Origin of the sequence: Paraburkholderia sp. BR10923 (genome assembly GCF_040948765.1) — a bacterium.
GTDB classification, from domain to species: Bacteria; Pseudomonadota; Gammaproteobacteria; order Burkholderiales; family Burkholderiaceae; genus Paraburkholderia; species Paraburkholderia youngii.
The window spans coordinates 342,570-369,365 of the sequence record NZ_JBFPKO010000005.1 but is presented as its reverse complement, the minus strand read 5'-3'; the positions used below and the strand labels follow the sequence as shown (position 1 = coordinate 369,365).

The 26,796-nt window shown below is 63.9% G+C and carries 21 protein-coding genes and 1 pseudogene; 17 read left to right on the top strand and 5 right to left on the bottom strand.

From position 1 onward, the window contains the following. The 6 genes from AB3X94_RS12475 to AB3X94_RS12450 all read left to right on the top strand — a co-directional run bounded on the left by AB3X94_RS12475 (position 1) and on the right by AB3X94_RS12450 (position 7,526). Complete coding sequence (locus AB3X94_RS12475) at positions 1-1,926, top strand: (Fe-S)-binding protein (RefSeq protein WP_368611674.1); 1,926 nt, start codon at positions 1-3, stop codon at positions 1,924-1,926. A gap of 7 nt (positions 1,927-1,933) precedes the next feature. Continuing rightward, positions 1,934-3,121, top strand: a complete 1,188-nt coding sequence (locus tag AB3X94_RS12470; RefSeq protein WP_368611712.1) for an electron transfer flavoprotein subunit alpha/FixB family protein — start codon at positions 1,934-1,936, stop codon at positions 3,119-3,121. Next, positions 3,118-3,897: an electron transfer flavoprotein subunit beta/FixA family protein gene (locus AB3X94_RS12465; RefSeq protein WP_368611673.1), complete on the top strand. Its 780-nt coding sequence runs from the start codon at positions 3,118-3,120 to the stop codon at positions 3,895-3,897. The genes AB3X94_RS12470 and AB3X94_RS12465 overlap by 4 nt, the downstream gene beginning before the upstream one ends. Positions 3,898-3,970: 73 nt before the next feature. Beyond that, positions 3,971-5,257: an SRPBCC family protein gene (locus AB3X94_RS12460; RefSeq protein ID WP_368611672.1), complete on the top strand. Its 1,287-nt coding sequence runs from the start codon at positions 3,971-3,973 to the stop codon at positions 5,255-5,257. A 34-nt stretch (positions 5,258-5,291) separates the two neighbouring features. After that, complete coding sequence (locus AB3X94_RS12455; protein WP_368611671.1) at positions 5,292-6,485, top strand: 2Fe-2S iron-sulfur cluster-binding protein; 1,194 nt, start codon at positions 5,292-5,294, stop codon at positions 6,483-6,485. A gap of 183 nt (positions 6,486-6,668) precedes the next feature. Beyond that, complete coding sequence (locus tag AB3X94_RS12450) at positions 6,669-7,526, top strand: glycine betaine ABC transporter substrate-binding protein (protein WP_176105907.1); 858 nt, start codon at positions 6,669-6,671, stop codon at positions 7,524-7,526. Between the two features lie 56 nt (positions 7,527-7,582). Here the strand turns inward: AB3X94_RS12450 and purU are convergent, their stop codons facing one another. Further along, a complete protein-coding gene (purU, locus tag AB3X94_RS12445) occupies positions 7,583-8,458 on the bottom strand; it encodes a formyltetrahydrofolate deformylase (protein ID WP_368611670.1) in 876 nt (291 codons plus the stop codon). Positions 8,459-8,594: 136 nt separating this feature from the next. Next, positions 8,595-9,509, bottom strand: coding sequence for a LysR family transcriptional regulator (locus AB3X94_RS12440; protein ID WP_368611669.1), 915 nt, complete (start codon positions 9,507-9,509; stop codon positions 8,595-8,597). Positions 9,510-9,618: 109 nt separating this feature from the next. Between AB3X94_RS12440 and AB3X94_RS12435 the strand changes: the two genes are divergently transcribed. Together AB3X94_RS12435 and AB3X94_RS12430 are read left to right on the top strand one after the other, a co-directional pair. Next, positions 9,619-10,260, top strand: a complete 642-nt coding sequence (locus tag AB3X94_RS12435) for a glutathione S-transferase family protein (protein ID WP_176105910.1) — start codon at positions 9,619-9,621, stop codon at positions 10,258-10,260. Between the two features lie 43 nt (positions 10,261-10,303). Next, positions 10,304-11,260, top strand: a pseudogene (locus tag AB3X94_RS12430) (pyridoxamine 5'-phosphate oxidase family protein); the annotation flags it as partial. 70 nt (positions 11,261-11,330) lie between these two features. On the opposite strand, the gene AB3X94_RS12425 reads toward AB3X94_RS12430, so the two are convergent. Beyond that, on the bottom strand, positions 11,331-11,735 hold the full coding sequence (locus AB3X94_RS12425; protein ID WP_176105912.1) for a helix-turn-helix domain-containing protein: 405 nt from the start codon (positions 11,733-11,735) through the stop codon (positions 11,331-11,333). A gap of 336 nt (positions 11,736-12,071) precedes the next feature. Then, positions 12,072-12,410, bottom strand: coding sequence for a hypothetical protein (locus AB3X94_RS12420; protein ID WP_368611668.1), 339 nt, complete (start codon positions 12,408-12,410; stop codon positions 12,072-12,074). Positions 12,411-12,444: 34 nt separating this feature from the next. Here AB3X94_RS12420 and AB3X94_RS12415 point away from each other — a divergent pair, with 34 nt between their 5' ends. The 6 genes from AB3X94_RS12415 (at position 12,445) to AB3X94_RS12390 (ending at position 22,317) form a co-directional block, all read left to right on the top strand. Next, on the top strand, positions 12,445-12,867 hold the full coding sequence (locus AB3X94_RS12415) for a hypothetical protein (protein ID WP_176105913.1): 423 nt from the start codon (positions 12,445-12,447) through the stop codon (positions 12,865-12,867). Positions 12,868-13,497: 630 nt separating this feature from the next. Continuing rightward, positions 13,498-14,313, top strand: a complete 816-nt coding sequence (locus tag AB3X94_RS12410; RefSeq protein WP_368611667.1) for a hypothetical protein — start codon at positions 13,498-13,500, stop codon at positions 14,311-14,313. 260 nt (positions 14,314-14,573) lie between these two features. Next, the gene (locus tag AB3X94_RS12405; protein ID WP_176105914.1) at positions 14,574-16,040 is read left to right on the top strand and encodes an amino acid permease; all 1,467 of its coding nucleotides are present in this window, start codon (positions 14,574-14,576) and stop codon (positions 16,038-16,040) included. A 346-nt stretch (positions 16,041-16,386) separates the two neighbouring features. Beyond that, positions 16,387-17,610, top strand: a complete 1,224-nt coding sequence (locus AB3X94_RS12400; RefSeq protein WP_176105915.1) for an efflux RND transporter periplasmic adaptor subunit — start codon at positions 16,387-16,389, stop codon at positions 17,608-17,610. Between the two features lie 11 nt (positions 17,611-17,621). Beyond that, on the top strand, positions 17,622-20,819 hold the full coding sequence (locus tag AB3X94_RS12395; RefSeq protein WP_368611666.1) for a multidrug efflux RND transporter permease subunit: 3,198 nt from the start codon (positions 17,622-17,624) through the stop codon (positions 20,817-20,819). Beyond that, positions 20,812-22,317, top strand: coding sequence for an efflux transporter outer membrane subunit (locus AB3X94_RS12390; protein ID WP_368611665.1), 1,506 nt, complete (start codon positions 20,812-20,814; stop codon positions 22,315-22,317). Before AB3X94_RS12395 ends, AB3X94_RS12390 begins: the two co-directional genes overlap by 8 nt. 63 nt (positions 22,318-22,380) lie before the next feature. Here the strand turns inward: AB3X94_RS12390 and AB3X94_RS12385 are convergent, their stop codons facing one another. Beyond that, entirely contained in the window at positions 22,381-23,799 is a 1,419-nt protein-coding gene (locus AB3X94_RS12385; protein ID WP_368611664.1) for a trypsin-like peptidase domain-containing protein, read from the bottom strand. A 330-nt stretch (positions 23,800-24,129) separates the two neighbouring features. Between AB3X94_RS12385 and AB3X94_RS12380 the strand changes: the two genes are divergently transcribed. The 3 genes from AB3X94_RS12380 to AB3X94_RS12370 all read left to right on the top strand — a co-directional run bounded on the left by AB3X94_RS12380 (position 24,130) and on the right by AB3X94_RS12370 (position 26,778). Continuing rightward, positions 24,130-24,651, top strand: coding sequence for a 2,4'-dihydroxyacetophenone dioxygenase family protein (locus AB3X94_RS12380; protein ID WP_368611663.1), 522 nt, complete (start codon positions 24,130-24,132; stop codon positions 24,649-24,651). An 83-nt stretch (positions 24,652-24,734) separates the two neighbouring features. Further along, on the top strand, positions 24,735-26,036 hold the full coding sequence (locus AB3X94_RS12375; RefSeq protein WP_368611662.1) for an MFS transporter: 1,302 nt from the start codon (positions 24,735-24,737) through the stop codon (positions 26,034-26,036). Positions 26,037-26,049: 13 nt separating this feature from the next. Further along, complete coding sequence (locus AB3X94_RS12370; protein ID WP_368611661.1) at positions 26,050-26,778, top strand: SDR family NAD(P)-dependent oxidoreductase; 729 nt, start codon at positions 26,050-26,052, stop codon at positions 26,776-26,778. The last annotated feature ends 18 nt before the right edge of the window (positions 26,779-26,796 follow it).

Sequence of the window (26,796 nt, the reverse complement as noted above, 5' to 3'; positions counted from 1 at the left end):
ATGAGCCCCGTGTTTGTCATCACCGTCCTGCTGTGGGTGTCGGTGGCCGGTCTCGCGTTCGCGCTGGCACGCCGCGCCGCCTACTGGCGCGAAGGCCGCGCGACCGTCGCGGGCGCCTACGGCTGGGCCAATCTGCTCGCGATCCCGAAACGCTACTTCGTCGACCTGCATCATGTGGTTGCGCGCGATCCGTACATCGCACGCACGCACGTTGCGACGGCGGGCGGAGCGATCCTCGCGATGGCGCTCGTGTTCGTCAACTACGGCTTCGCGATCTACTCGCCGTGGCTCGACAAGCTGATCTTCGTCGCCGCGCTGGCGATGCTGATCGGCACGGTGTTCGTCTGGCGCCGCCGGCATGGCGCGAAGACGGTGCCGGCGCGGCTCTCGCGTGGACCTTGGGATCAGTTGCCGCTGCTGCTGGGTTCGTTCGCGCTCGGTCTGGCATTGTTCATCGCATTGCCTGCGACGGCGATGTCCGGTGCGCTCGCGGTGATCGTCGCGCTGCTGATCGCGACGGGCGCGTTCACGATGACGTTTGGCGCGGCGCGCGGTGGTCCGATGAAGCATGCGTTGGCCGGGTTGCTGCACCTCGCGTTTCATCCGCGTCAGGAGCGCTTCGCCGATTCCACCGCAGCGCGTCACGCTCGCGATGCCGTGCCGCCCACCGCGCTGAAAACACCGTTGCTCGACGCGAAGGAATACGGCGTCGGCAAGCCGATCGAATTCCGCTGGAACCAGTTGTTGAGCTTCGATGCCTGCGTGCAATGCGGCAAATGCGAAGCGGCGTGCCCCGCGTTCGCGGCGGGACAGCCGTTGAACCCGAAGAAGCTGATTCAGGATCTGGTGACGGGCATGGTCGGCGGCACCGACGCGCAATACGCGGGCAGCCCGACGCCGGGCATTCCGATCGGCAAGCATGGGGGCGCGCCGGGCAAGCCGCTCATTTCGACGCTGATCGAAGCGGACACGCTGTGGTCGTGCACGACCTGCCGCGCCTGCGTGCAGGAGTGCCCGATGCTGATCGAGCATGTCGACGCGATCGTGGACATGCGCCGCAACCAGACGCTCGTCGAGGGCAGCGTGCCGGGCAAGGGGCCGGCGACACTCGCGAATCTGCGCGAGACCGGCAGCAGCAACGGCTACGACATCGGCGCGCGTTACGACTGGGCCGTCGATCTGCAGGTGCAGGTGGCGCAACCCGGTCGTCACGTAGACGTGCTGCTGATCGCTGGCGAAGGCGCGTTCGATATGCGCTATCAGCGCACGCTGCGCGCGCTGGTCAAGGTGTTGAACCGCGCGAGTGTCGATTACGCGGTGCTGGGCGGCGTCGAAACCGATACCGGCGACACCGCGCGGCGTCTCGGCGACGAAGCGACGTTCCAGCAACTGGCTCGTACGCTGATCGGCACACTCGCCAAGTACTCGTTCGCACGCATCGTCACCGCCGATCCGCATGTGCTGCATAGCCTGCGCAACGAGTATCGCGCGCTCGGCGGCTTCTATCAGGTGCAGCACCACACGGCGCTGATCGACGAACTGATCGCGAGCGGCAAGCTGTCGCCGCGTGTGGCCGCCGCCGTGGCGGATCGCAACATCACGTATCACGACCCGTGCTATCTGGGCCGTTACAACGGTGAGACGGAAGCGCCGCGCCGTGTGCTGAAGAGCATCGGCATCAAGGTGGTCGAGATGGAGCGACACGGGATGCGCGGGCGCTGCTGCGGCGGTGGCGGCGGCGCACCGTTGACCGATATCCCCGGCAAACGGCGGATTCCCGACATCCGTATCGATGACGCGCGCGCGAGCGGCGCGGAGATCGTCGCGGTCGGCTGCCCGAATTGCACGGCGATGCTCGAAGGAGTAGTGGGGCCGCGCCCGGAAGTACTCGACGTGGCCGAACTGGTCGCCGCGGCGCTGGAGTAACGCGATGATGAATACGCTCAAACGAATCGATCCGCGCCGGCCGTTCACGGTGACCGCGCAGGGACTCCGGCGCATCACGCTCGGCGCCGTTGGCGTGGCGGATGCCGGCGGCAGTGCGTCGCTGGCTGAAGCGCGTCACGCCGCGCATCACGAACAGCCGAAGCCGCGCCGCACGACGGCCACGCCGCGCCATGTGCTGCTGGTTGCGGCGCACGCGGATCGGGGCGCGCTCGATGAACATGCGCGCCAAACGCTTGCCGCCGCCGCGCTGATCGCGGACTTGCAAGCCGAAGTCGTGCTGCTCGTGTTCGGCGAATTCACCGGCGATGCCGCCGCGCTCGGCGCCGATAAGCTGATCGAATTGCCGATGTTCGATCGCCGCACCTACGCACCGGACGATGAGCTGAATGCGCTGGCGGCCTGCGTCGCAGCCTACGCGCCCGCCCACGTCTTTCTGCCCGACAACGCCACCGGCGACGGCGACCTGGGCCGCCGTTATGCGTCGGTGGCCGATGCAAGCGTCGCGACGCACGTCGTCGAGATCGATGCAGCGCACGTGTCCACCTATATTCGCGCGAATACGGCGCTCGCCAGCCGCGCGCTGCCTGAAGTGGTGCTGCTCGCACCGAATGCGGTCGATCCGAAGCTGCCGTTCGTCGGCGCGGGCGAACGGGTCGCGTGGCGCTTCGAGCGGGAGGCGGATAGCCCGGTCGCGCAGCGCGCAATACGCGATCTCGGCATCGACGAAATCGATGCGGCGCAAGTCGCGTTGGAAGAGGCGGACTTCATCGTATCGGCGGGCAACGGCGTGAGCGACGTACCCGCGTTCGAGCGTCTCGCGACGAACCTCGGCGCGGCGATCGGCGCGAGCCGGGTCGCCGTCGACGACGGCAAGTTCACGCGCGACAAGCAGATCGGCGCGACCGGCAAGACCGTCGAGGCGAGCGTGTATATCGCGTTCGGCATCTCCGGCGCTGTTCAGCATCTGCAGGGCATCAAGGATTGCCGCCATGTGATCGCGGTGAATCTCGACGCGAGCGCGCCGATCGCGAAGCGCGCGAATCTGACCGTGATCGCGGACGCGCAGGAAACCATCGCGGCGCTCAACGAAGCCGCGGCCGCGGCGCGCGGCGCGCGCGCGGCCTCGGCCGCACTGCTGCAGCCGGGCAAGCTTGCCGAAGGAGTGCTCGCATGAAGATCGCCGTGCTGGTTTCAATCGGACGTCATCCGGTCAGCGGCGTCGCGCGCTACAGCCGCAATGATGCGGCGGCGTTGACGCTGGCGCTGTCGCTCGCGAGAACGCATGGCGCGACGCTCGACGTGCTGCATGCGGGCGATCCGTCGAACGCCGCATTGAACGAGTATCTGGCGCTCGGCGCGCATTCGGTCGAAGTGCTCGACATGCCACCGGACGCCGATCCGGCGCCGCAACTCGCCGCGCGTTTGCGTGGCTACCATCTGGTGCTGAGCGGTACGCGCGCCGAAGGCGGCTTCGATAGCGGCATGTTGCCGTATCGCGTCGCGCATGCGCTGGCGGTACCGCTCGTCGGCGCCGCCGTCGATCTGGCGGTGCGCGACGGTTGCGCGCAGGTCCGGCAGTTCATGCCGAAGGGCCTGCGACGGCGCGTCGAAGTGCGGCTGCCCGCGTTGATCGCCGTGCATCCGCTCGCGAACGCCGCGACGTCGTACGCATATGCGCGGCTGCGCGAAGGCAAGATCGAGCGCACCGCCGCGCCGGGCGCCGCCGCGCCGCACGGCACTACTCCCGAACAGTCCGCATGGACCATCGGCCCCGCTACCGCGAAACCAGTGCGGCTCGCCGCCGCCGAAAAGCGCTCGGGCCACGCACGCATGCTGTCGGCGACGACGACCGAGAGCCGCGGCGGCAGCGTCGTAATTGAAGGGAGTTGCGTCGAAAAAGCACAAGTGATCCTCGCGTATTTGCGCGAGCATCAACTGGTGGATTACTGAATTCCGGCTCGGGCCAGCATGCGACCAGGAGGGCCTGGCGCGGCGCCAGACGTGACACGCAACGGAGCACACAATGAAAGTTTCCGCAGACGTTCGCGCAATGATCGAACGCCGCAAGCAGAATTACACGCTGGAAGCGCCGTTCTATACGAGCGAGGAAATATTCGCGCTCGATATCGACGCGATTTTCCGCCAGCACTGGATTCAGGTCGCGGTCGAGCCCGATGTGCCCGAACCGGGCGACTACGTGACGGTCGAGGTCGGCGACGACTCGATCCTGATCGTGCGCGACGACGATATGCAGGTGCGCGCGTTTCATAACGTCTGCCGCCATCGCGGCGCGCGTCTGTGCAATACCGGCAAGGGCTCGCTCGGCAATATCGTCTGTCCTTATCACAGCTGGACGTATAGCCTCAATGGCGACCTGATGTTCGCCGAGCACATGGGCGAGCAGTTCGACCGCTGCAAACATAGCCTGAAAGCGGTGCATGTCGAAAGTCTTGCCGGACTGATTTTCATCTGTCTCGCCGAACAGCCGCCCGCCGATTTTTCAGTGATGCGCGCCGCGATGGAACCGTATCTGTTGCCGCACGATCTGGCCGGCTGCAAGATCGCCGCGTCGATCGACATCATCGAGGAGGGCAACTGGAAGCTGACGATGGAGAACAATCGCGAGTGCTATCACTGCGTCGCGAACCATCCGGAGCTGACCATCTCGCTGTACGAATACGGCTTCGGTTATCAGCGCACGCCGGCGAACGAGGAGGGCATGGCCGCGTTCGAGGCGACGGTCGCGCGCCGCACCGCGCAGTGGGAGGCGATGCAGTTGCCATCGGCGGAAATCGAGCGGCTCGCCGATCTGGTCACCGGGTTTCGCACGCAACGTCTGCCGCTCGATCGCGACGGCGAATCGCAGACGCTCGACGCGAAGGTCGCCTCGAAGAAACTGCTCGGCGGTTTCAAGGAGGCCGATCTCGGCGGCTTGTCGTTCTGGACGCAGCCGAATTCGTGGCATCACTTCATGAGCGACCATATCGTCAGTTTCTCGGTGATTCCGCTGTCGGCCGGCAAGACGCTGGTGCGCACCAAATGGCTCGTGCACAAGGACGCGCGCGAAGGCATCGATTACGACGTCGACAATCTGACCGCCGTGTGGCGCGCGACCAACGACCAGGATCGCGCGCTCGTCGAATATTCGCAGCGCGGCGCGACGAGCAGCGCGTATGAGCCGGGTCCGTATTCGCCATTCACCGAAGGACTCGTCGAAAAGTTCTGCGAATGGTATATCGGCCGTCTCGCGGATTACGACGCGAACCCGCGAGCAGCGCACGACGAGAAAGTCGTGTCGTTCGCGCGCTGAGTGCAACACCGCAATGACGAGCGGGGGGACAACCATGATGCGCGATCAGGCCATGTTTCAACCGGACATCGAGCAGACTTCTGAGAATCCAGCTGGCGCGCCGAGCCGCGTCACCCAGCCGCGCTTCTGGGATGCGCTGCCGGCGCGCTGGAGCAGTGATTCCGACGACACGCTGGAGTGCTGCCAGGTTCGCAGCGAAACGCACGACGTGAAGAGTTTCTTCTTCCGCGCGCCATCCGGCCGGGCGTTCGTGTTCGAGCCGGGGCAGTTCATTACGCTGGAGCTGGAGATCGACGGCGAGCGGGTCAATCGCTGCTATACGATCTCGTCGCCGCCCACGCGGCCCCATACGATTTCGATCACCGTGAAGCGCGTGCCGGGCGGCCCGGTGTCCAACTGGCTGCACGACAATCTGCATGCGGGCATGCAGGTGCGCGTGCTGGGGCCTGCCGGTGAGTTCACCTGCGCGCGGCATCCGGCGCGCAAGTTCCTGTTTTTGTCGGCGGGCTCGGGCATCACGCCACTGATGTCGATGAGCCGCACGCATCATGAACTCGGCGAGGACAGCGATATCGTCTTCGTGCATAGCGCGCGCACGCCGGACGACATCATCTTCGCGCGCGAGCTCGATCTGATCGCCGCGAATCAGGCGCATTTCCGCACAGCGTTCGTTTGTGAGCGCGTGGGCGCGCGCACCAATTGGCCCGGCATCACCGGCTTTCTGACGCTGCCGCTGCTGAAGCTGATTGCACCGGACTTTCTGGAGCGGGAAATTTTCACCTGCGGCCCCGCGCCGTATATGCAAGCGGTGCGCAAACTGCTCGACGAGGGCGGCTTCGACCGCCAGCACTATCACGAGGAAAGCTTCTCGTTCGAGACCGTCAGCGAGGTGGCCGCGCAATTGACCGAAGCGCATGTCGCGGACGCGCTGCGCGATGCGCCGGCGGCGCCGGTCGAAACCGGAACACGCTACAAGGTGAGCTTTACGCGCAGTCATCGCGAGATCGAATGCGGCGCCGGCCAGCATGTGCTCGAAGCGGCGAAGCAGGCGGGCGTGCGGCTGCCGGCGTCGTGCACCCAAGGCATGTGCGGCACCTGCAAGGTGAAGCTCGTGTCGGGCGAAGTGGCGATGAAGCACGCGGGCGGTATCCGTCAGCGCGAGATCGATCAGGGCATGGTGCTGCTGTGCTGTAGCAAGCCGCTGAGCGATCTCGTCGTCGACAAGTAATACGATTGACAACACCACAAGAACACGGCAAATACTGCGCGGATTTGCGTGGAAGTCGCATGCAGACAACTGCATGTCGCAAAACAACGCTACCCGGCAATTCTGGTTGGCGATTCTAAATGCGCGATCTGCGGTTCGATGGCAAACGCGTCAATGGGCAAATGTATCAACGGGAGAACGTCGATGAGACTGATCGGAAAGGTAGTGGTGGCAAGCGCGTTGGGGATGATGCTGGCGGCGGTCAGTGCGGGCGTGTCGGCCGATTCGAAGCCGACCATCAAGATCGGTTACGTGGAGGGCTGGGACGATAGCGTTGCGACGTCGAACGTGGCCGCCGAGGTGATCGAAAAACGCCTCGGTTATCAGGTGCAGCTGGTGCCGGTCGCGGCCGGCGTGATGTGGCAGGGTGTGGCGCGCGGCGATCTCGACGCGACGCTGTCCGCGTGGCTGCCGGTCACGCACGGCGCGTACTGGAACAACTTCAAGGACAAGGTGGTCGACCTCGGGCCGAACTTCAACGACGCGAAGATCGGGCTGATCGTGCCGGACAACGTGGACGTGAAGAGCGTTGGCGATCTGCAGGCGAAGAAGACGGAATTCGGCGCGCGCATCGTCGGCATCGACGCTGGTGCGGGTGTGATGCAGAAAACCAGCGAGGCGATCAAAGCCTACGGGCTCGACTATCAGCTGATGCCGAGTTCCGGCAGCGCGATGACCGCCGAACTGGCGCGCTCGGAGGCGGCCAGCAAGCCGATCATCGTGACGGGCTGGAAGCCGCACTGGATGTTCGCGAAGTACAAGCTGAAATTCCTCGACGATCCGAAGAAGGTGTTCGGTGAAGCGGAGCACGTCGATAGCGTGGTGAATCCGGAACTCGAGAAAAAAGCGCCGACGGTGGTCGCGTTCCTGAAGAAGTTCCAATGGAAGCCGGGCGAAATCGACGCGGTGATGCTGGCCACGCAGAACGGCGAAAAGCCGGCCGCGGCCGCCGACGCCTGGATCAGCGCGCACTCGGATCGGGTGGATAGCTGGGTGAAGTAAGCCGGCAAGCGTTGGCGCAGCCTGATGAAACGCCGCTTTTCAGCGGCGTTTTCTGTTTACCTCAGCACGACGGTGCGCTCGCCGTTGATGAACACGCGCCGCTCGACGAACGCCTTCACCGCGCGCGCGAGCGTAATGCATTCGACGTCGCGTCCGGTCGTCAGCAGCCGTTCGGGGCTGTACGAGTGATCGACGGGTTCGACTCCCTGCTCGATGATCGGACCTTCGTCGAGATCGTCGGTAACGAAATGGGCGGTGGCGCCGATCACCTTGACGCCGCGCGCATGGGCCTGGTGATACGGTTTCGCCCCCTTGAACCCGGGCAGGAACGAATGATGGATATTGATCGCGCGCCCGGCGAGCGCGCGGCTCGTTTCGGCGGACAGGATCTGCATGTAGCGCGCGAGAATCAGCAGCTCGGCGCCGCACGATTCGAACAGTTCGAGAAGTTGCGCTTCCTGTTGCGGCTTCGTGTCGGCGGTAATCGGCAGATGATGGAACGGCAGGCCGTGCTGACGCGCGAGCGGTTCGAGATCGCGATGATTCGAGCCGATGCCGACGATGTCCATCTTCAGCTCGCCCATGCGCCAGCGAAACAGCAGATCGGCGAGGCAGTGTTCGAGTTTGGACACCATGATCAGGACCTTCGGCCGGACCGACAGATCGTGGATCGCCCACGTCATCCGGAAGCGTTCGGCGATCGGTGCGAATTCCTGCTTGAGCGTGGCGATCTCCAGCGCGTCGTCGCGATCGACGTGGTGAAACACGCAGCGCACGAAAAAGCGCTCGCTGAGTTCGTCGTCGAATACGGTCAGTTCGTCGACATAGCAACGATGCCGTTCGAGAAAGCCGGCGACGGCGGCAACCTGGCCCGCCGCGCTCGGACACGCGACGGTGAGGACCCCTTGAGCAGGACGGGAAATGGCGGACATGAGCTCTCCACATTGACGATCAGGCGAGGCCGCGGGGCGCGGCGCGCACCGTCGCAGTAGAGCAAATCGGGTGATCGCGGGGATAGAAGCTAACCGCCGTTGCGCTGGAATGGGAACGCCAGGAGGATCTGCCGCACTAGTGCGCACGGTCCGCTCCGAGCCTTCGCTTCAGCGTATCGATGAGCGCGCGGACTTTCGCCGGCGGATGACTCGTCGGCGGAAACACGGCCTGGATGCTCGCCGGCGCGGTTGCCCATTCGGGCAGCAGCCGGATCAACCGTCCCGCCGCGACGTCGTCCGCGATCGAAAAATCCGTCAGCAGACCGATGCCGCCGCCCGCGAGCGTCGCCGCCCGGCAGGCATCGGCCGTGTTGACACGCAGCGCGGACGCGCAGCGCACGCTCGCGGTTTTACCGTCGACGTGCCGCAGATCGAGCGTCAACGGATGCGGCAGCACCGACAACGCGCAATAGGGCAGCGTCTCCAGCGCGGCCGGCGTGTTCGGCACGCCCCACGTGCGCAGGAACTCGGGACTCGCGACGAGCCACTTGACGAAGCTGCCGAGCTTCACCGCGCGATAGTTCGAGTCCGCGAGACGACCAAGCCGGATCGCGACGTCGATGCCGTCGGCAATCAGATCGACGTAGCGGTCACTGCTCAGAAGCTCGACGTCGAGCTGCGCGTGCGTGCGGCGCAATTCGACCAGAGCGGGCGTGACGACGAGCGCGCCGTAGTCGTTCGGCGCGCTGACGCGCAGCGTGCCGCGCACCGGCGAGGTTTCTCCGCCGAGTGCGTTCAGCGCATCCTCGGTGGCGCGCAGAATTTTCACGCTCGCCTCGTAGAACGTGCGGCCCGCCTCGGTGACGCCGAGCCGCCGCGTGGTGCGCACCAGCAGGCTCGCGCCGACCTCCGCCTCGAGCCGCTGCACGTGCGTGCTGACCATCGTCTTCGCGAGTCCGAGCCGAGTCGCGGCGGCGCTCAGCGAGCCCGCGTCGATGACCGCGACGAAGATCGCGAGGCGGTTCAGGTTGACGTTGCGCACATCGGCCATGATCGATTGTCCATTCTCGCTTGACTGTGTTTCCCGGATTATCGGGCTTCCGCGCGACAGTGCCTACGCCCTATGCTGGGCGTGTCATTCAACCTGTCCGGAGACCTCCATGTCCGCCACCCGACCCGCCCAGCCTATCAAGCTCTATACGACACGGCTGTCAGGCCACGGTCATCGCGTGAAGCTGTTTCTGTCGCTGCTCGATCTGCCGTTCGAGGTGGTCGAGCTGGACATGAAGGCGGGCGAGAACCGCAAGCCCGAGTACCTCGCGCTAAACCCGTTCGGTCAGGTGCCGACGATTCAGGACGGCGAGCTGACGCTGTTCGATTCGAACGCGATTCTCGTCTATCTGGCGAAGCGCTATGGTGATTCGTCGTGGCTGCCGGACGATCCGCTCGGCGCCGCGGCGGTGCAGCGCTGGCTGTCGCTCGCGGCGGGCCAGATCGCATACGGGCCGTGCGCGGCGCGGCTCGTTACCGTATTCGGCGCGCCGCTCGACCACGAGCGTGCGAAGCAGATCGCCGTCAAGCTGTTCGACGTGATCGACGCGGAGCTTGCCGGCAAGCCGTTCGTGGCTGGCACACACGTGACGATCGCCGATATCGCTGCGCACACGTATATCGCTCACGCACCCGAGGGCGGTGTGTCGTTGCAGCCGTATCCGAACATTCGTGCGTGGCTGGATCGAGTGGAAGCATTGCCGCGTTTCATCGCGATGCCGTCGACGAAGGCGGGTTTGCTGGCGGCGTGATACGCGTTTGGAGCCGCTTCAGATCTTGCAAGGGAGTCAGATCATGTCCGAGTTCGTTCCGCTCAATAACTGGGGAGCCGACGTGTCGCCGTTTCATGCCGGCGAGCAGGATGCGCAGCAGCGCGCGGGTGTGCGTGACGTGGCGGAGTCGATGGGGCGTCGGGGCATTCGCCGTTTCATGCCGGAGCAGCATCGCGAGTTCTTTGCCGCGCAGCCGTTCCTCGTGATCGGCGGCGTCGATGCGAGCGGTCAGCCGTGGGCGACGCTACGCGCGAGTTCGCCGGGCTTCGTCACGTCACCGGATGCGCGCACGCTGCGCATCGAAGGCGGCGCATTGCCGGGCGACCCGCTCGCCGCGGCGTGGCGCGAAGGCGCGCAGCTCGGTGCGCTGGGCATCGAGCCGCGCACGCGGCGCCGCAATCGGGTGAATGGTGTCGTACGGTCCGTGCAAGGCGACACGTTGCAGTTCGAAGTCATGCAGAGTTTCGGCAATTGCCCGAAGTACATCCAGAGCCGTACGCCGTCTTTCATCGAGCGGGACTTGGCCGCGACGCGCGCGCAGCCCGAGATCGCCGAGCGGCTGGGCAGTGCCGACCGCGAATTGCTCGCGAGCGCGGACACGTTCTTTATCGCCAGTGCGAATCTGAGCGAGGAAGCGGGGGTGGGGAAGGGGGTCGACGTTTCGCATCGCGGCGGCGCACCGGGCTTCGTGCGCGTGGACGACGCTACTACGCTGACCACGCCCGACTACAGCGGCAACCGCTTCTTCAACACGATCGGCAACCTCGTGCACGATCCGCGCGCGGGCCTGCTGGTCATCGACTTCGCAACCGGCGATCTGCTTTATCTGGCGGTGCGAGCGGAGATCATCTGGGACGGCGACGAACTCGCGGCATTTGCCGGCGCGCAGCGGCTCGTGCGGTTCCATGTGGACGAGGTGCGCCGCAGCCGCGGCGCGTTGCCGTTCCAATGGTCGCAGGTCGAACTCGCGCCGCAGTTTCTGCCAAAGATCCGGGAAAGCGCCTGAGCCGATGCGCACGCGCGTGCGTTAGCTGGGTGCGGCCGCCGTTTCAGTGTGCATTTCGGCCGAGCCGGTAAGACACGCCAAGTCTAGTGGCCAGTTGCCATACATAGACCCGCGAGTAAGAAATGCCGAACTGGCGGCTTATCAACTCGCGCATGCGCGCATTGCTCCAGCCATCGGAGTCGAAGCCATAGTCCCGCGGCGAGGCCCTCAGCGCCTCGGCCAACCAGTCCAGATCCGCCACCGCGAGCGCGGAATGGCGGCCGCCGACGCTCATGTTTCTGAGCGCGTCGAGCCCACCTTGCTCCAACAGCTTGCGATATCGTTCGACGGTGGTCTTTGCCATTCCCATCTGTTTCGCGACCTCGGCCGCAGCGATGCCGTCGAGCAGTTTCTTGCCCGCCGTGAGACGCCGTGCGACGGTCGGTAAATCGTCATTCGGTCGATGCATTGGAGAACTCCGCCGTTGGGTCGCTGACCGGACTGCAATCGGTTGCTGGTGTAGACAGAGAAGAGGGCACGCCACTTACAGATAATCGAAAAATCGCCCGCTGTGTCTAAAAGAATAAAAAATCAATCGCGTCTTTCCTCTGATAGAAAACGACGTAATCCTCGGCTAAGACGTTCGCACTGTGTTTTTCTTTCTTCACGTAAAGATCTTCCTTGCGATTGAATTTCACGTTTGCTAACCTGATTGAACTGATTTAAACAAAAGATCAATCCGGCCTGCCTCGCGCGGCTAGCGCCACTACCTCCAAGCCGCATAGAGCTTGACGTTTAGGGCTTGTCAGTGCGCGCGGCATGCCGGAAGACTGAATCGTTTGAATGCGTGGATTTCTGTTTTGCGAATGCAATTCGAATGCATTTTTCGATGCAGGCTGGTGTTCGCTGGAAATCTGCGAAAAATGGGTTCTGAAGATTGAAAACCGTTTTGCGGCGCTTTTCCAGGCGGATTATAGGGAAACGGGACATTCGCGCAGAGTGTGTCGCTGTGAATCCCGACTCCAGTAACCGTCTGCTTAATTTGACTGCGTCGCTCAATACCCGGAAATACTTTTTCGCCGGGCACTTTTTGACTCAATACGCATAAATCGATCAAAGGGGACAGCGTTTTCGTCGGTGCCATCGGGCATCAGCCAGCAGGCGGTAAGGAGAATGACATGAACACGGATAGGACCCGCGATATCGCCGCGATGCTATTGCGTGCCGCCAGGCGCAAGAGACTCGTGTCTTATCAGGAACTGCACGCGCTTTTCGGTCGCGACGAACCGTTGCAAAGCCGTTATCGCGCGTTGGCAGACGCGGCGCGCTCGCTGAGCGATTGCGCGTCGCTCGACTACGGCTGCCTGATGAGCCTCGATAACGGCCTGCCGGGTGATGACTTCTTTAATCGTTTCAGGCACGACAGGCCGCATGAATACGAAAAGGTGATGGGCTTCGGATCGGCGGGACGCTCGACGACCAAGAAACGACTGATTGCGGATGCCGAGCGTCTGCGGGTGTTCGAACATGCATCGCAGACCGAGGCAAATGGGAACGCGGCGAACGCGTTGTGTCCGTACGCCGCGTCGAAATGCACGTAGCGCATGCGCAGTCTCCGAGCGCGACGAGACGCTCGCGGGTCGAGAGAATATGCGAAACGTCTCTGAGCCACGATGCAATAGACAACGATTAAAAATCCGCTTGAGCGGCGACAGCGATATTCGCGTTAGCTTGAAAGCTTAGTCTCGTGGTGCACCAAGAAGGATTTAACGATTGTCTAATTTCGGCTGGTGCGCATGAAATCTCCCGGTCCGCGTGGAGGATGGTAAGTCGTGAAGGATCTGATTGAGCGCGCGGTAAGGTTGACATCAAATTGTCGAGGCAGTTTTGTTGACGATTACTGAACCGTCCAGCATCCGGGTGTCGATTGCGGTATGAAGGAAACGCGCGCTTTGGATGCCTCGCCATCGGGACGGGGCATCGTCGGTGTCCCAGTGGTGGCCGTCTCCGACGGATATGGCATTTGACATAAGATAAATTATCAACATCAAATCTGTGGGTCCCAAATAGAAATGTCGGGTTTCCGCTAAATACAGATGTCGGGTTTCTGAACACCGGCGCGCATCGTCGCAGTCGCAGCCATTTCCAAATTCTCGTAACGTGATTTAGAAAAGCGGTCAGAGAAATCCGACTTTAGATTTAATGATCGGAATCAATCACCTGAGGGCTTTATGTACGCTTCCGCACATTGTGCGCGGCTACTAGGGAATATTTTTCATTACGGTTGTAGAGCAAAAAAACGAATGGAAATCTGGGCTATGGACACCCTGACAGACGTGCGTGGGCACACTGAGATTAACGGGATTCGAATCGACCAAAGCGTCGCCTTGAAATCTTTTGATGACGTGATTCCCCAGGAGACGATCGCCGAAATCAACCAGTTCATCGACCATCTGTTTGACACCACCGCACCGCGCTCGCAATCCGGCGCGAAAATCGCCGAGATGCTGCGTCGCGCTCAGGCCTTTCGCGAACTCGAGCAGTCGATCTGCGCGAATGCGCGCGCGATGGCCGCCAAAATCGGGCAAACAAACTTACCGACCGAGCCGTTCCACGTACTGCGCTGCGCGAGCAAGACTTCGCTGGCGGAAAGCCACTGCCGCCATTACGACTCGCACCTGCTGACGCTGCTGGTTCCGCTTCAGCTCGCACCCGACGGCGTTCACAACGGCGATCTCGTGATGTATTGCAAGCCGCGCCTGTCGGTCACGACGCTGACCAACCTGATCTGCAAGATGCGTCATGGCTTCCTGCATAGCCTGCCGCTCAGTTGGCGCAGCTGGCATACCCTGCATGATCTGCGTGTCGGCAACTGCAAGCGCATTCCGGTCAAACCCGGCAGCGTCTACGAATTCAATGGCTTCGCGCTTCAGCATGCGAACCTCGACGTACAGAACGGGCAGCGGCGCACGCTCCTGATTCACTACTACGACCCTGGTCACTCGCTCGGCCTGAGCGGCGTGCTGCGGCGCGGGCGGATCGGCTGAGATTGCACATCGGCCCGCAGCACGCCCGCTGCTGCGCGCGCCAGCCATGCCACTGCCCCGTCGCCCCGACGAAGCAAGCCGATTTCACTTTGCTTTTAATCCGGCATAGACTGAATTCAGACTTTTTCCGTTAGACGCTTTCTTTGCACTTGCCGTGACCGTTGCCGTGCGCGGCGACGGATGTTTTTGTCGTGCTCCGCGAGCCGATGACAGTCTGACCGGTTCGTGCCTAATCAACACTGAAAAAGGGACGACTCATCATGGCCGATACCGGTTACATGGCACGCAAAACCATCGCTGAGATCGTCGCCAGCGCCGACGTCGAAGAAGGCCGCCATCTGTCGAAAACGCTGGGCGCGACGAGTATCACCGCGATGGGCATCGGCGCGATCATCGGCGCCGGCATCTTCGTGCTGACGGGGACCGCCGCCGCGCAGTTCGCGGGCCCGGCCATCACGCTGTCGTTCATCCTGGGCGGCATCGCGTGCGCGTTCGTCGGCCTGTGCTATTCGGAGCTCGCGGCGATGCTGCCCGTGTGCGGCAGCAGCTACACGTACACGTATGCGACGCTCGGCGAAATCTTCGCGTGGATCATCGGCTGGGACCTGATCCTCGAATACGCGATGGGCGCCGCGACCGTCGCGGTCGGCTGGTCCGGCTATATCGTGAGCCTGTTGCGCAATGTCGGTATCGATATTCCACCTACCCTCGCCGCCGCCCCTGGCACCGTCGTCAAACTGGCCGATGGCTCGACGGTCACCGGCGTGATCAACCTGCCGGCGGTGGTGATCATCGCGATCCTGACCACGTTGCTCGTGTTGGGGACCAAGGAATCGGCGCGCCTGAACAACGTGATGGTCGCGGTCAAGCTGACCGTGGTGGTCGCATTTATCGCGATCGGCCTGTTTTTCATCAAGCCGGAACACTGGCATCCGTTCATTCCTGCCAATACCGGGCAGTTCGGCAGTTTCGGCATGAGCGGCATTCTGCGCGGCTCGGCCGTGGTGTTCTTCGCGTTCATCGGCTTCGATGCGGTGTCCACCGCCGCGCAGGAGGCGCGACAGCCGCAGCGCGATATGCCGATCGGCATTCTCGGCTCGCTGATCATCTGCACGGTGCTGTACATCCTCGTCGCCGCCGTGCTGACCGGCCTCGTTCCCTACACCGAGCTGAACGTTCCCGATCCGATCGCCAAGGGCGTCGACACGATCGGGCTCACGTGGTTCGCGATACTGATCAAAATCGGCGCGTTGACGGGGCTGACCACCGTGATACTCGTGCTGCTCTATGGACAAAGCCGCATCTTCTTCACGATGTCGCAAGACGGTCTGTTGCCGCACTTTTTCGCGAAGGTGCATCTGCGTCTGCACACACCTTATCTGAGCCAGATCCTGATCGGTACGGTCGTCGCGATCGTCTCTGCGCTGACGCCGATCGGCGTGCTCGGCGAGATGGTCAGCATCGGCACGCTGTTCGCATTCGTGCTCGTGTGCGGCGCGGTGATCTATCTGCGGCGCAGCGACTCCGAGGCGGCGCGTCCATTCCGGGCGCCCGGCGTACCGGTCGTGCCGGTGCTCGGCATCCTGTTCTGCGTGCTGCTGATGGTCGGCCTGCCGCTCGTCACGTGGCTGCGGCTCGTCGTGTGGCTCGTGATCGGCATGACGATTTATCTGTCGTACGGCCGCAATCATTCGGTGTTGCGCCATCCTGAGCGCAAGCATACGTGACTGTTATTGGGTGACAATTGCATGCCATTAATTAGCGGCGATTGCCGGATGGCAATTGACATGTAATTGACGATTGCCATTCACCCTGCCGGTCTCTTTGGACATGCGCGCTGCGTGTCTGTTCGGCAACCCACGCGGTGTCTCGCTTGCGAGCGGCAAGTCCTCCCCACTCGCGACCACCAAGAATAAATTGACAAGCCACCCAGACACGGTAGGATCAACGGAAATATTTTCCCGCGCATTAACGCGCCCACACTCGTTCCGAATAGTTAATTCGACCGCAAACCGGAAAAACCGTCACCGATCTCACGCGCAAAAAAGACTGCCTTGATCAAAGGAGTTTCTCTTGCCTTGCTCCGCATTCCGCCTGCGTAGTCGTGCCGTGTCGCTGCTGATCACCGGTTTGCCGTTCCTGCTTGCCGCCTGCAACGACCGGTCGCAGACTCCCACCGCCGCGTCGATGCCGCCGCCGGTTCCCGTTCTGGTCGAAACGGTTTCCACCACCCCTGTCGCCGATGTCGTCGAGTTGCCGGGCCGCATCGAGGCCGTGCGCACCGCCGAGATTCGCGCGCGCGTCGATGGCATCGTCGAGCGCACGCTGTATCAGGAAGGCACGGACCTGCCGGCCAACGCCCCGCTCTTCCAGATCGACGCGAGCGACTATCGCGCGCAGTTGCAGCAGGCGCAGGCCGCGCTCACGCGCGCGACCGCCGTGCGAGACAACGCGGCGTCGGTCGTGGAGCGGTTCAAGCCGCTCGTCGGCCGTCATGCGGTCAGCGCGCAAGAATACGACGCCGCGCTCGCGACGATGCAGCAGGCCCAGGCCAATGTCTCCGATGCGCAAGCCGCGGTTGCGCTTGCGCAACTGCGGCTGGATCGCTGCATCATACGCACGCCCATCGCCGGGCGCGCGGGCCGCGCGCTCGTCACCGAAGGCGCGCTCGTCAGCGCGGGCGCGGCCACGCTGCTTACGCAGGTCAATCAGCTGACGCCGATCAACGCGGTGTTCACGCAGTCGAATACCGTGATGCTCGATGTCGAGCAGCAGATCCAGGCGGGCGCGCGCAAGCCGACCAGCATGAAGCACGTCGAGGTGCAACTGATCCTCGCCAACGGCCAGGTCTACAACGAGCGCGGCTTTCTCGACTTCGCCGACCTCGTCATCGATCCATCGACCGGCACGCAGACGGTGCGCGCGCGCTTCGCGAATCCGGACCGCACGCTGTTGCCGGGGCAATTCGTGCGCGGGCGCATCATCGCGGCGGGCACTCTGCAGGGCATCCGTATTCCAGAGCGGGCGGTGCAGCTCGACAACGGCGTTGCGAGCGTCGCGCTGGTCGCCGACGACGGCACCGTGGTCCGCCGCAACATCGATCTCGGCGAACAGGGCGAAGGACGCTGGACCGTGCGCGGTGGTTTGAAGCCCGGCGAGCGCCTGATCGTCGACGGCTGGCAGAAGGTGCAACCGGGTCAGCATGTCGACGCGCGGCCCGCGCCCGATGCTTCGCCAGCGGCGCAGCCGGCCGCGCAGTTGGCCAAGCCCGCCGCCCCCGCTTCCGCCGCGCACTGACGGGCGGCCCGATGAATCGATTCTTCGTCGCCCGGCCGGTTTTCGCGTGGGTCATCGCGCTGTTCATCGTGCTGTTCGGCGCGATCGCGCTCGCGCTGTTGCCGGTCGAGCAGTACCCCGACGTCGCCCCGCCGTCGCTCAGCATCACCGCGGTGTACAGCGGCGCCGACGCGAACACGCTCGAGCGTACCGTCACGTCGATCGTCGAAGACGAGATGAACGGCATCGACAATTTCCTGTACATGTCGTCGGTGAGCCGCTCGAACGGCACGATGCAGATCACCGTGGTGCTGAAGCCCGGCACCGATCTCGACGTCGCGCGCAGCCAGGTGCAGGACCGTCTGAGCCGCGTCGAGCCGCGCCTGCCGCTCGAAGTCCGACAGGTCGGCGTGCGCGTGACGAAGGCGTCATCCGGCTTTCTGATGCTGCTTGCGCTGCAGGCGACCGACAGTTCCACCAGCGCCGTCGCGATGGGCAACTTCGCGTCGAACAACATCGTCAATGAGCTGCGCCGGATCGACGGCGTCGGCGACGTGCAGCTATTCGGCTCGTCGTATGCGATGCGGATCTGGATCGATCCGCGCAAGCTCGCGGGCTTTGGTCTGTCGGCGAGCGAGGTGCTGCAGGCGATCCAGGAGCAGAACAGCCAGACCGCCGGCGGCGGCCTTGGCGATCAGCCGATCGCGCCGGGCTCCGAATTCACCGCGCAGATCGTCACGCAAAGCCGCTTCACGACGCCCGAGCAGTTCCGCGAAATCATCGTGCGCGCGAATCCGGATGGCTCGACCGTGCGGGTGGGCGACGTCGCGCGCGTCGAGCTCGGCAACGACAGCTATGGCAACCGGCTCACCGTCAACGGCAAGGCGTCGGCCGGCATCGCGATCCAGCTCGCCAGCGGCGCGAACGCGCTCGCGGTCGCCAACGCGGTGCGCCAGCGCATGCGCGAATTGCAGACGATCTTCCCGCGCGGCGTCACGTGGACCGTGCCGTTCGACACCACGCCATTCATCACGACCTCGGTGCAGGGCGTGATCCGCACGATGGTCGAGGCGCTGCTGCTCGTGACGGTCGTGGTGTTCCTGTTCCTGCAGGACTGGCGCGCGACCGTGATCCCGACGATCGTCGTGCCGATCGCGCTGATCGGCACGTGCGCGGGGCTCTATCTGTTCGGGTTGTCGATCAACATTCTGTCGCTGTTCGGCATGGTGGTCGCGATCGGTATCCTCAACGACGATGCGATCGTCGTCGTCGAAAACGTCGCGCGCATCATGCGCGAGGAAGGGCTCGGCGCGCCGCGCGCAACGGTGAAAGCGATCGGGCAGATTTCGGGCGCGGCGATCGCGAGTACGCTGGTGCTCGTCGCAGTGTTCATTCCGATGGCGTTCTTTCCGGGCTCGACGGGCGGGATCTACCGGCAGTTTTCTGTCACGCTCGCGGTGTCGATCCTGCTGTCGACGGTGCTGGCGCTGACACTCGGCGCGGCGTTGTGCGCGGCGATGTTGCGCAGCGAGGCGGCCGCCAACGAACGGCCGAAGAACCCGGCCTCACGTCTGCTGCACGGCGTGTTCGGCGGCTTCAATCGCGGGCTCGAAGCGGGCACCACGCGCTATATCGGCGGCGTCGATGCGATGTTGCGCTCGCCGCTGCGCTGGCTGCTGGTGTTCGTCGCGGCTTGCGCGATCACCGCGTTTTTCTTCACGCGGCTGCCGACCGGCTTTCTGCCGACCGAGGACCAGGGATACATTTTCGTCACCTATACCGGGCCGCCGGGTTCCACCGACCAGCGCACGCAGCGCGCAATCGATCAGGTCGAGGCGTTTCTGCGAACGCAGCCGCAGGTGCGCAACGTCGCATCCGTGACGGGCTTCAGCTTCTTCGGCCAGGGGCAATCGGCGGCGCTGTCGTTCGTCGATCTGAAGCCGTGGGACGAGCGCTCGGGCGAGGAGAATTCGGCGAGCGCGCTGGTGCGTCGCGCGAACGCCGCGTTCCGGCAGATTCCCGAGGCGATCATTTTTGCGCTCGATCCGCCGCCGATTCCGTCGCTCGGCACCGCGACCGGCTTCACGATGAAGATCCAGGATCGCAGCGGCATCGGCGGCGAAGCACTGCAACAGGCCGCGCGGCGCATGATGATCGAGGCGTCGCAAAGCCCTCTTCTCGCCGGCGTGCGCGCCGAGGGCATGCCGGAGGCGCCGCAGCTGTATGTCGAGATCGATCGCGTGAAGGCGCGCGCGCTCGGTCTGCAGATCGGCCAGGTGAACCAGGCGCTTGCGCTGACGTTCGGTTCGAACTACGTGAACGACTTCGTATTCGAGGGCAACGTGCTGCGCGTGCTGTTGCAGGCGGACGCCGAACAACGCATGCGCGCCGAGGATGTGAGCGCGCTGCGCCTGCGCAACAACCGCGGCGAGATGGTGCCGTTCTCGGCGTTCTCGCACGTGCGCTGGATTTCCGGGCCGCAGCAGCTCGAACGCTATAACGGCTTTCCGTCCGCGACGCTGTCGGGGCAGGCCGCGCCCGGCCGTTCGAGCGGCGCGGCGATCGCCGAGATGGAACGCATCGCGTCGCGCGTGTTGACCGGCAGCCTGAGCTACGAATGGACCGGCACCGCGTTCGAGGAAAAACAGGCGAGCGGGCAGATCGGCATGCTGCTGGGGTTGTCGCTCGTGGTCGTGTTCCTGCTGCTCGCGGCGCTGTACGAGAGCTGGGCGATTCCGGTCGCGGTGTTGCTGATCATCCCGTTCGGCGTGATCGGCGCGGTAGTGCTGACGATGCTGCGTGGACTGTCCGCGGACGTGTACTTCAACATCGGCCTCGTGACGATCATCGGCCTTGCCGCGAAGAACGCGATTCTGATCGTCGAGTTCGCGATCAAGGAGGAAGCCGCAGGAAAGGACGCGCTGGCCGCCGCGAAGAACGGCGCGCAGCAGCGTCTGCGCCCTATTCTGATGACTAGCGTCACGTTCGTGCTGGGCATGCTGCCGCTCGTGCTCGCGACCGGCGCGGGCGCTGCGAGCCGGCGCGCGGTCGGCACCGGCGTGATGGGCAGCATGCTGACCGCGACGATGTTCGGCATCTTCTTTACGCCGTTGTTCTATGTCGCCGCGCGTCGCTGGCTGAGCCGCAAGAAGCGCAGCATCGATCTGGACGATGACGATCGGCCAACGGCCACGCCGGGCGAATTGGGTGGAGGGCAGCGCGATGCCTAAGAGCCTTCATCAGAGCCTTCATCGGTGCCTTCATAAGCGCCTGCTGCTGCCCCTCTTCTGCTGCGCGCTCGCCGCCTGCAACTTTGCGCCGAAGTATCAGCAGCCCTCACTGCCGATCGCCGATCATTTCGACACGACGGAGACCGCCAATCCGGCCACCGCGCATCTGGCAAGCGAAGTCGACTGGCAGACCTTCTTCGCCGATCCGCAACTGAAGCTGCTGATCGAGGCCGCGCTCGAGCACAACCGCGATCTCGCCGCGTCGATCGCGCGCATCGAGCAGGCGCGCGCGTTCTATCGCATCCAGAACGCCGCGCGTTTGCCGCAGGTCAATGCGAACGCGGCTGCGACCCGCACGAAGGCGCCGCTCGGTTCGATCGATCCCGAGTTCGACAACACTGACATCTCGGTCCAGTTCAACCAGTACAACGTGCAGGCCGCGGTGACGTCGTTCGAACTCGATTTCTGGGGGCGCGTGCGCAACACCAGCGAAGCGGCGCGGCGCCGGTATCTGGCCACCGTCGACGCGCAGCACGCGTTTCGTTTGTCGCTGATCGGCAATGTCGCGTCGAACTACTACGCGATCCGTTCGGGGGAAGAAGGCATCGCGCTCGCGCAACAGACGCTCGACAGCCGGCGCTACGCGCTGGAAGTCGCGAAGATGCGGCTCGACGCGGGCGTCACGTCGATGGTCGATTACGACCAGGCCGCCATTCTCGTCACGCAGGCGCAAACGCAGCTCGCGGAGCTGCAACGGACCACCGCGCAGCAGCGCAATCTGCTCGAGGTGCTGATCGGCGGGCCACTGAACGAGGCGCTACCGCAAGCACCGCCTATCGCCGACGCCGCGCAGTTCCGCGAACTCGATGCGGGCCTGCCCTCCGCGTTGCTGATCGACCGGCCGGACATCCAGCAGGCCGAGCAGCAGCTGCGCGCGGCCAATGCCGACATCGGCGCCGCTCGCGCGGACTTTTTCCCGCGCATCGCGCTGACGGGCAGCTTCGGTTATGTGTCGCCCGAACTCGGCGATCTGTTCGTGCCGGCCAAACAGGCGTGGTCGTTCGGCGCGCTGGTCGGCATGCCGATCTTCGATGCGGGACAGCGCCAGGCGCAACTCGCGCAGGCGCGCGCGCGGCGCGACGAACTGGTCGCCGACTATCAGCGCACGGTGCAGAACGCGTTTCGCGAGGTCTCCGATGCATTGGTCGCACGGCAACGCTACAAGGAGCAGATCGCGGCGCAGGAGCAGGCGGTGCAGGCGCAGCGGCAGCTCGCCGAAACTGCGGAGCTGCGCTACGAAAACGGGATCTCGATCTACCTCGAGGTTGTGGATGCGCGACGCAATCAGTTTGCCGCCGAGCAGCAACTGATCCAGCTTCGGGCGACGGCCTTGCAGAATGGCGTGTCGCTCTACGTCGCGTTGGGGGGCGGACCCGACGAGCCGCCGAACGTATCGCACAGCACGTCTCACGCGGATGGGGTCCAGCCGTCCAACTGAGGCACGCGCGCTGCATCAGCGCGTCGTGCCCGCCGCCGGCATTGCACCGGCGGGTTCTACTCATCAGCCAAGCGTCACGTCGACCGACGCTTGTTCACCATCGCGCACCACGGTGATGGACACGCTTTCGTCCGCCTGCGCGATCATGCGGCGCAGCTGCTCGACGCCGCGAATCACCTTGCCGTCGACGGCAACGATGATGTCGCCCGCCTGAATGCCTGCCTCGGCGGCCGGACCGGTGGCCTGCTGCACTACCACGCCGCCCGGCAGCTGCGCTTGCTGCAGTTCGTCGCGGGACAGCGGGCGCACGGCGACGCCCAGACGCGGACGGTTTTGCTGCTGCGGTTGGGGCTGCTGCTCTTCGCCCGGCTCGGCTGACGCCAAGTCCGACGCTTGCTGCGTGCCCACCGTCACCGACAGCTTGTTTTCGCTGCCGTTGCGCCACACGCTGATCGTCGCTTTGCTGCCCGGCGACAGTTGCGCAACCTGACCGACCAATTCCCTCGTGTTATCGATATGCTTGCCGTTCACGCCGACGATCACGTCGCCCTGGCGCAGACCGGCTGCGTGCGCGGGACCATTCGGATCGACGGAGCCGACCAGTGCGCCGCCCGCGGAGTCGAGGCCGAGCGCCTTCGCCTTGTCGGCGCTGAGCGGTTGCACGGCCACGCCGATGCGGCCGCGAGTCACGTGACCAGTGCTCACGAGCTGGTCTTTCACGTGCATCGCCGCATCGATCGGAATTGCGAACGACAGACCCTGGAAGCCACCGGTGCGCGAGTAGATCATCGAGTTGATGCCGATCACTTCGCCATTCAGATTGAACAGCGGACCACCCGAGTTGCCCGGATTGACCGGCACGTCGGTCTGGATGAACGGGATCGGGCTATCGTCGGACATCGAGCGCGATTTCGCGCTGATGATGCCCGAGGTCACCGTGCTGTCGAAGCCGTACGGCGAGCCGATTGCTACGACCCATTCGCCGACCTTGCTGCTGTCCGGGTTGCCGATCTTCACGGTCGGCAGATTGTTCGCGTCGATCTTGACGACGGCGACGTCGGTGGTCTTGTCCTTGCCGATCACACGGGCGCGGAATTCGCGGCCGTCGGTGAGCTTCACGCTCACGCTGGTCGCGCCGTCGACGACGTGATTGTTGGTCAGAATGAACCCGTCCTGGCTGATGATGAAGCCCGAGCCGAGCGCTTCGCCGCCGCTCTTGCGTTGACCGTTCTCGTCGATCGACGCGGCTTCCTTGACGCCGATATGCACGACCGCCGGACCATAGCGCGTGACGATGCTGGAGAAGTCGGGCGCCGACGAGCGCGAGCCGACGATATCGGACACCGCGTGCAGCGACGACGTCGAGCCCTGCGTGTCGCTCACGGACGCATCGGCATTGCGATGGCTCAGTGCATACGCGCCGCCAAAGGCGAGTACTACGCAAATCGCAGCGCTACCGCTCCAGTATTTTTTCGTGGTCATAGTCAAGGGAATATTGCCGAAAATTTCGAGATGGATGCGTAATGTAGTGGCCTCCTCTTAAACAAGGCTTAAAGATGGTGCTCGATCAGAACAGGCGAAGAAGCCTTGATTTGTGGGTCATTTGCGCGTCGTGCGCGCTCGTGGCCATAGTTGCCCGTGCATCTGTCCCGCGGTGTGAGGATTAATTCACGAGTGGCTTATCGTCCCCGACCAGTGATTTCCCCAGGATTGACCCCGCCGAAACCGGTTCCGATAATGACCATATCGTAGACTTGGCATCCACAATGTGGACATCAAGTTCTTTTGGCACACTTCGCGAGGAATTTCCCCATGCCAGAGGCCAATCAATCCGATTTGACGCCGTACCAGCTGCCGTTCCCGAAGGAAGCGCAAAAGGAAATTGTCGTGCCCTTCGCGATTCCGACCGACGAACGCGTGTGGGTCCCGCAGGCCGAAAACGTGTCGTTCCGTCCGCTGTGCCTGAACGCGTCGCAGGGATACTGGATGAATCTGCTGCGCGTGCGCCGCTCGGGTGTGCTGAGCCGGCATCGTCATCCGCAGGCCGTGCACGGCATGGTGCTCAAGGGCCACTGGCGCTATCTCGAACATGATTGGGTCGCAACCGAAGGCAGCTATGTGTACGAGCCGCCGGGCGAAACGCATACCTTGTATGTGCCCGAGGACGTCGAGGAAATGATCACGTACTTCCAGGTCAACGGCGTGATGTTCTATTGCGATCCGTACGGCAACCACACCGGCTATGAAGACGTGTTCACGAAGATCGACATGTGCCGCAAGCACTACGCGTCGATCGGGCTCGGCGAAGACTACGTCGATCAGTTCATCCGGTAAACAACGCGCCCAACGACTCTGCAATACCAGGCGTCACAGCAACACCATCCCACCCAGCAGGACACATTGCGCAGGAGACAAGCATGCTTCAGAAGTCGCAGCGTCTGAAACGTATCCAGGTGGTGGCCGTCGTCTTCCTGACGGTTGCGGGCATCGTCAATTATCTCGACCGCAGCACGCTGTCGATCGCGAATCATCTGGTCAGCGAGGAGTTGCATCTGTCCGCTTCGCAGATGGGCTTGCTGCTGTCCGCGTTCTCGTTGTCGTACGCGTTCGCTCAGTTGCCGGTCGGCGCACTGCTCGACCGTTTCGGCTCGCGCGTGATGCTCGGCCTCGGCATGCTCGTATGGTCGATCGCCCAGGTCGCGGGCGGCTTCATCCAGACGCTCAATCACTTCCTGAGCGCGCGGGTCGTGCTCGGCATCGCCGAGGCGCCGCTCTTTCCGGCCGGCGCGAAAGTCGTCAGCGAATGGTTCGCGGTACGCGAGCGCGGCACGCCGATCGGCACCTTCATCTCGTCATCCACCATCGCGCCGATGATCGCGCCGCCGCTGCTCACGGTGCTGATGCTGGCCTTCGGATGGCGAACGATGTTCGTCATCATGGGCGTGGTCGGCATAATCGTCGCGCTCGCGTGGTACGTCGTCTATCGTAATCGCAGCGAAATCGCGCTGACCGAAGCCGAGACCGCGCATCTGAACGAAGGCGCAACCGCCCAGGAAAACCCGCAGGGCCTCAGCTGGTCCGAATGGGGCGCGTTGTTCAAGCTGCGCAATACGTGGGGCATGATCTTCGGCTTCATGGGCGTGATCTACATGGTGTGGCTCTATCTGACCTGGCTGCCCGGCTATCTGGAGCGCGAGCGTCATTTGAGCATCGCGCACACCGGCTGGCTCGTCGCGATTCCCTATGTGTTCGGCACGATCGGCATGGCGAGCAGCGGCGTCATCGCCGACTATCTGTTGAAGCGCGGCATGGCGCCGATCCGCAGCCGCAAGTGGCCGCTGTGCATCGGCCTCGTCGGCGCGGCCGCGTTCACGGTGCCGGCCGCCTACACGCCGAGCACGACGCTCGCGATCGTCTACGTGTCGCTCGCGATGCTGTTCGTGAACCTGTCGAGCGGCAGCGCATGGGCGCTCGTCAGCGTCGCCGCGCCGCGCCATCTGGTGGCGTCGCTCGGCAGCATGCAGAACTTCGGCGGCTATCTGGGCGGCTCGTTCGCGCCGGTGATCACCGGCATCGTCGTCGATCAGACGCATTCATTCGTCAACGCGCTCCTGATCAGCGCGGCGGTTGCGTTCGCGGCGGCGCTCGTCTATCTGTTCGTCGTCAAGGAAGTCGCGCCCGCGCCGCTCGCGAGCTCGATCGAGACCCAACCCACCTGACGCGGCTTCTCACATGACATTCCAGAATCAACTACTCGAAGGCAAGACCGCGTTCGTGACCGGCGGCTTGTCCGGCATCGGCGCGGCAATCGCCAACGCGCTCGCGCACCTCGGGGCGCACACGGTTGCGGCCGGTTTGCCGCTGCCCGAACGCGCACCCGATATGCTCGATCGCGAGATTCCGCGCGTCACGCTGGACGTGCGCTCGGCCGAGGCGGTAAGCGCAGCGGTTAACGCGTTCGAGCGTCTCGACATCGTGGTCAACTGCGCGGGCGTGATCAGCCGCGTCGAAGAACATCGGCTCGACGTATTCGAACGCGTGATGGATATCAATCTGAACGGCACGATGCGGGTGTGCGCGGCCGCGCGCGACTTGCTGAAGGCATCGGCGGGCTGCATCGTGAACACGGCGTCGATGCTGAGTTTTTTCGGCGGCGGTCTCGTGCCCGCCTATAGCGCGAGCAAGGGCGCGGTGGCGCAGCTAACGAAGTCGCTCGCGATCGCGTATGCGGCCGACGGCATTCGCGTCAATGCGGTGGCGCCGGGCTGGATCGCAACGCCGCTCACGCAGGCGTTGCAGGACGACGCTGCCCGCTCGCAGGCAATTCTCGAGCGCACACCGCTGCGTCGCTGGGGCACGCCTGAAGAAGTCGCGCAGGTCGCGGTGTTCCTCTGCACGCCGGCGGCATCGTTCATGACGGGCGCGATCGTTCCGGTCGACGGCGGATATCTGGTCGCGTGAGCGAGTCGTTGCGTGAAG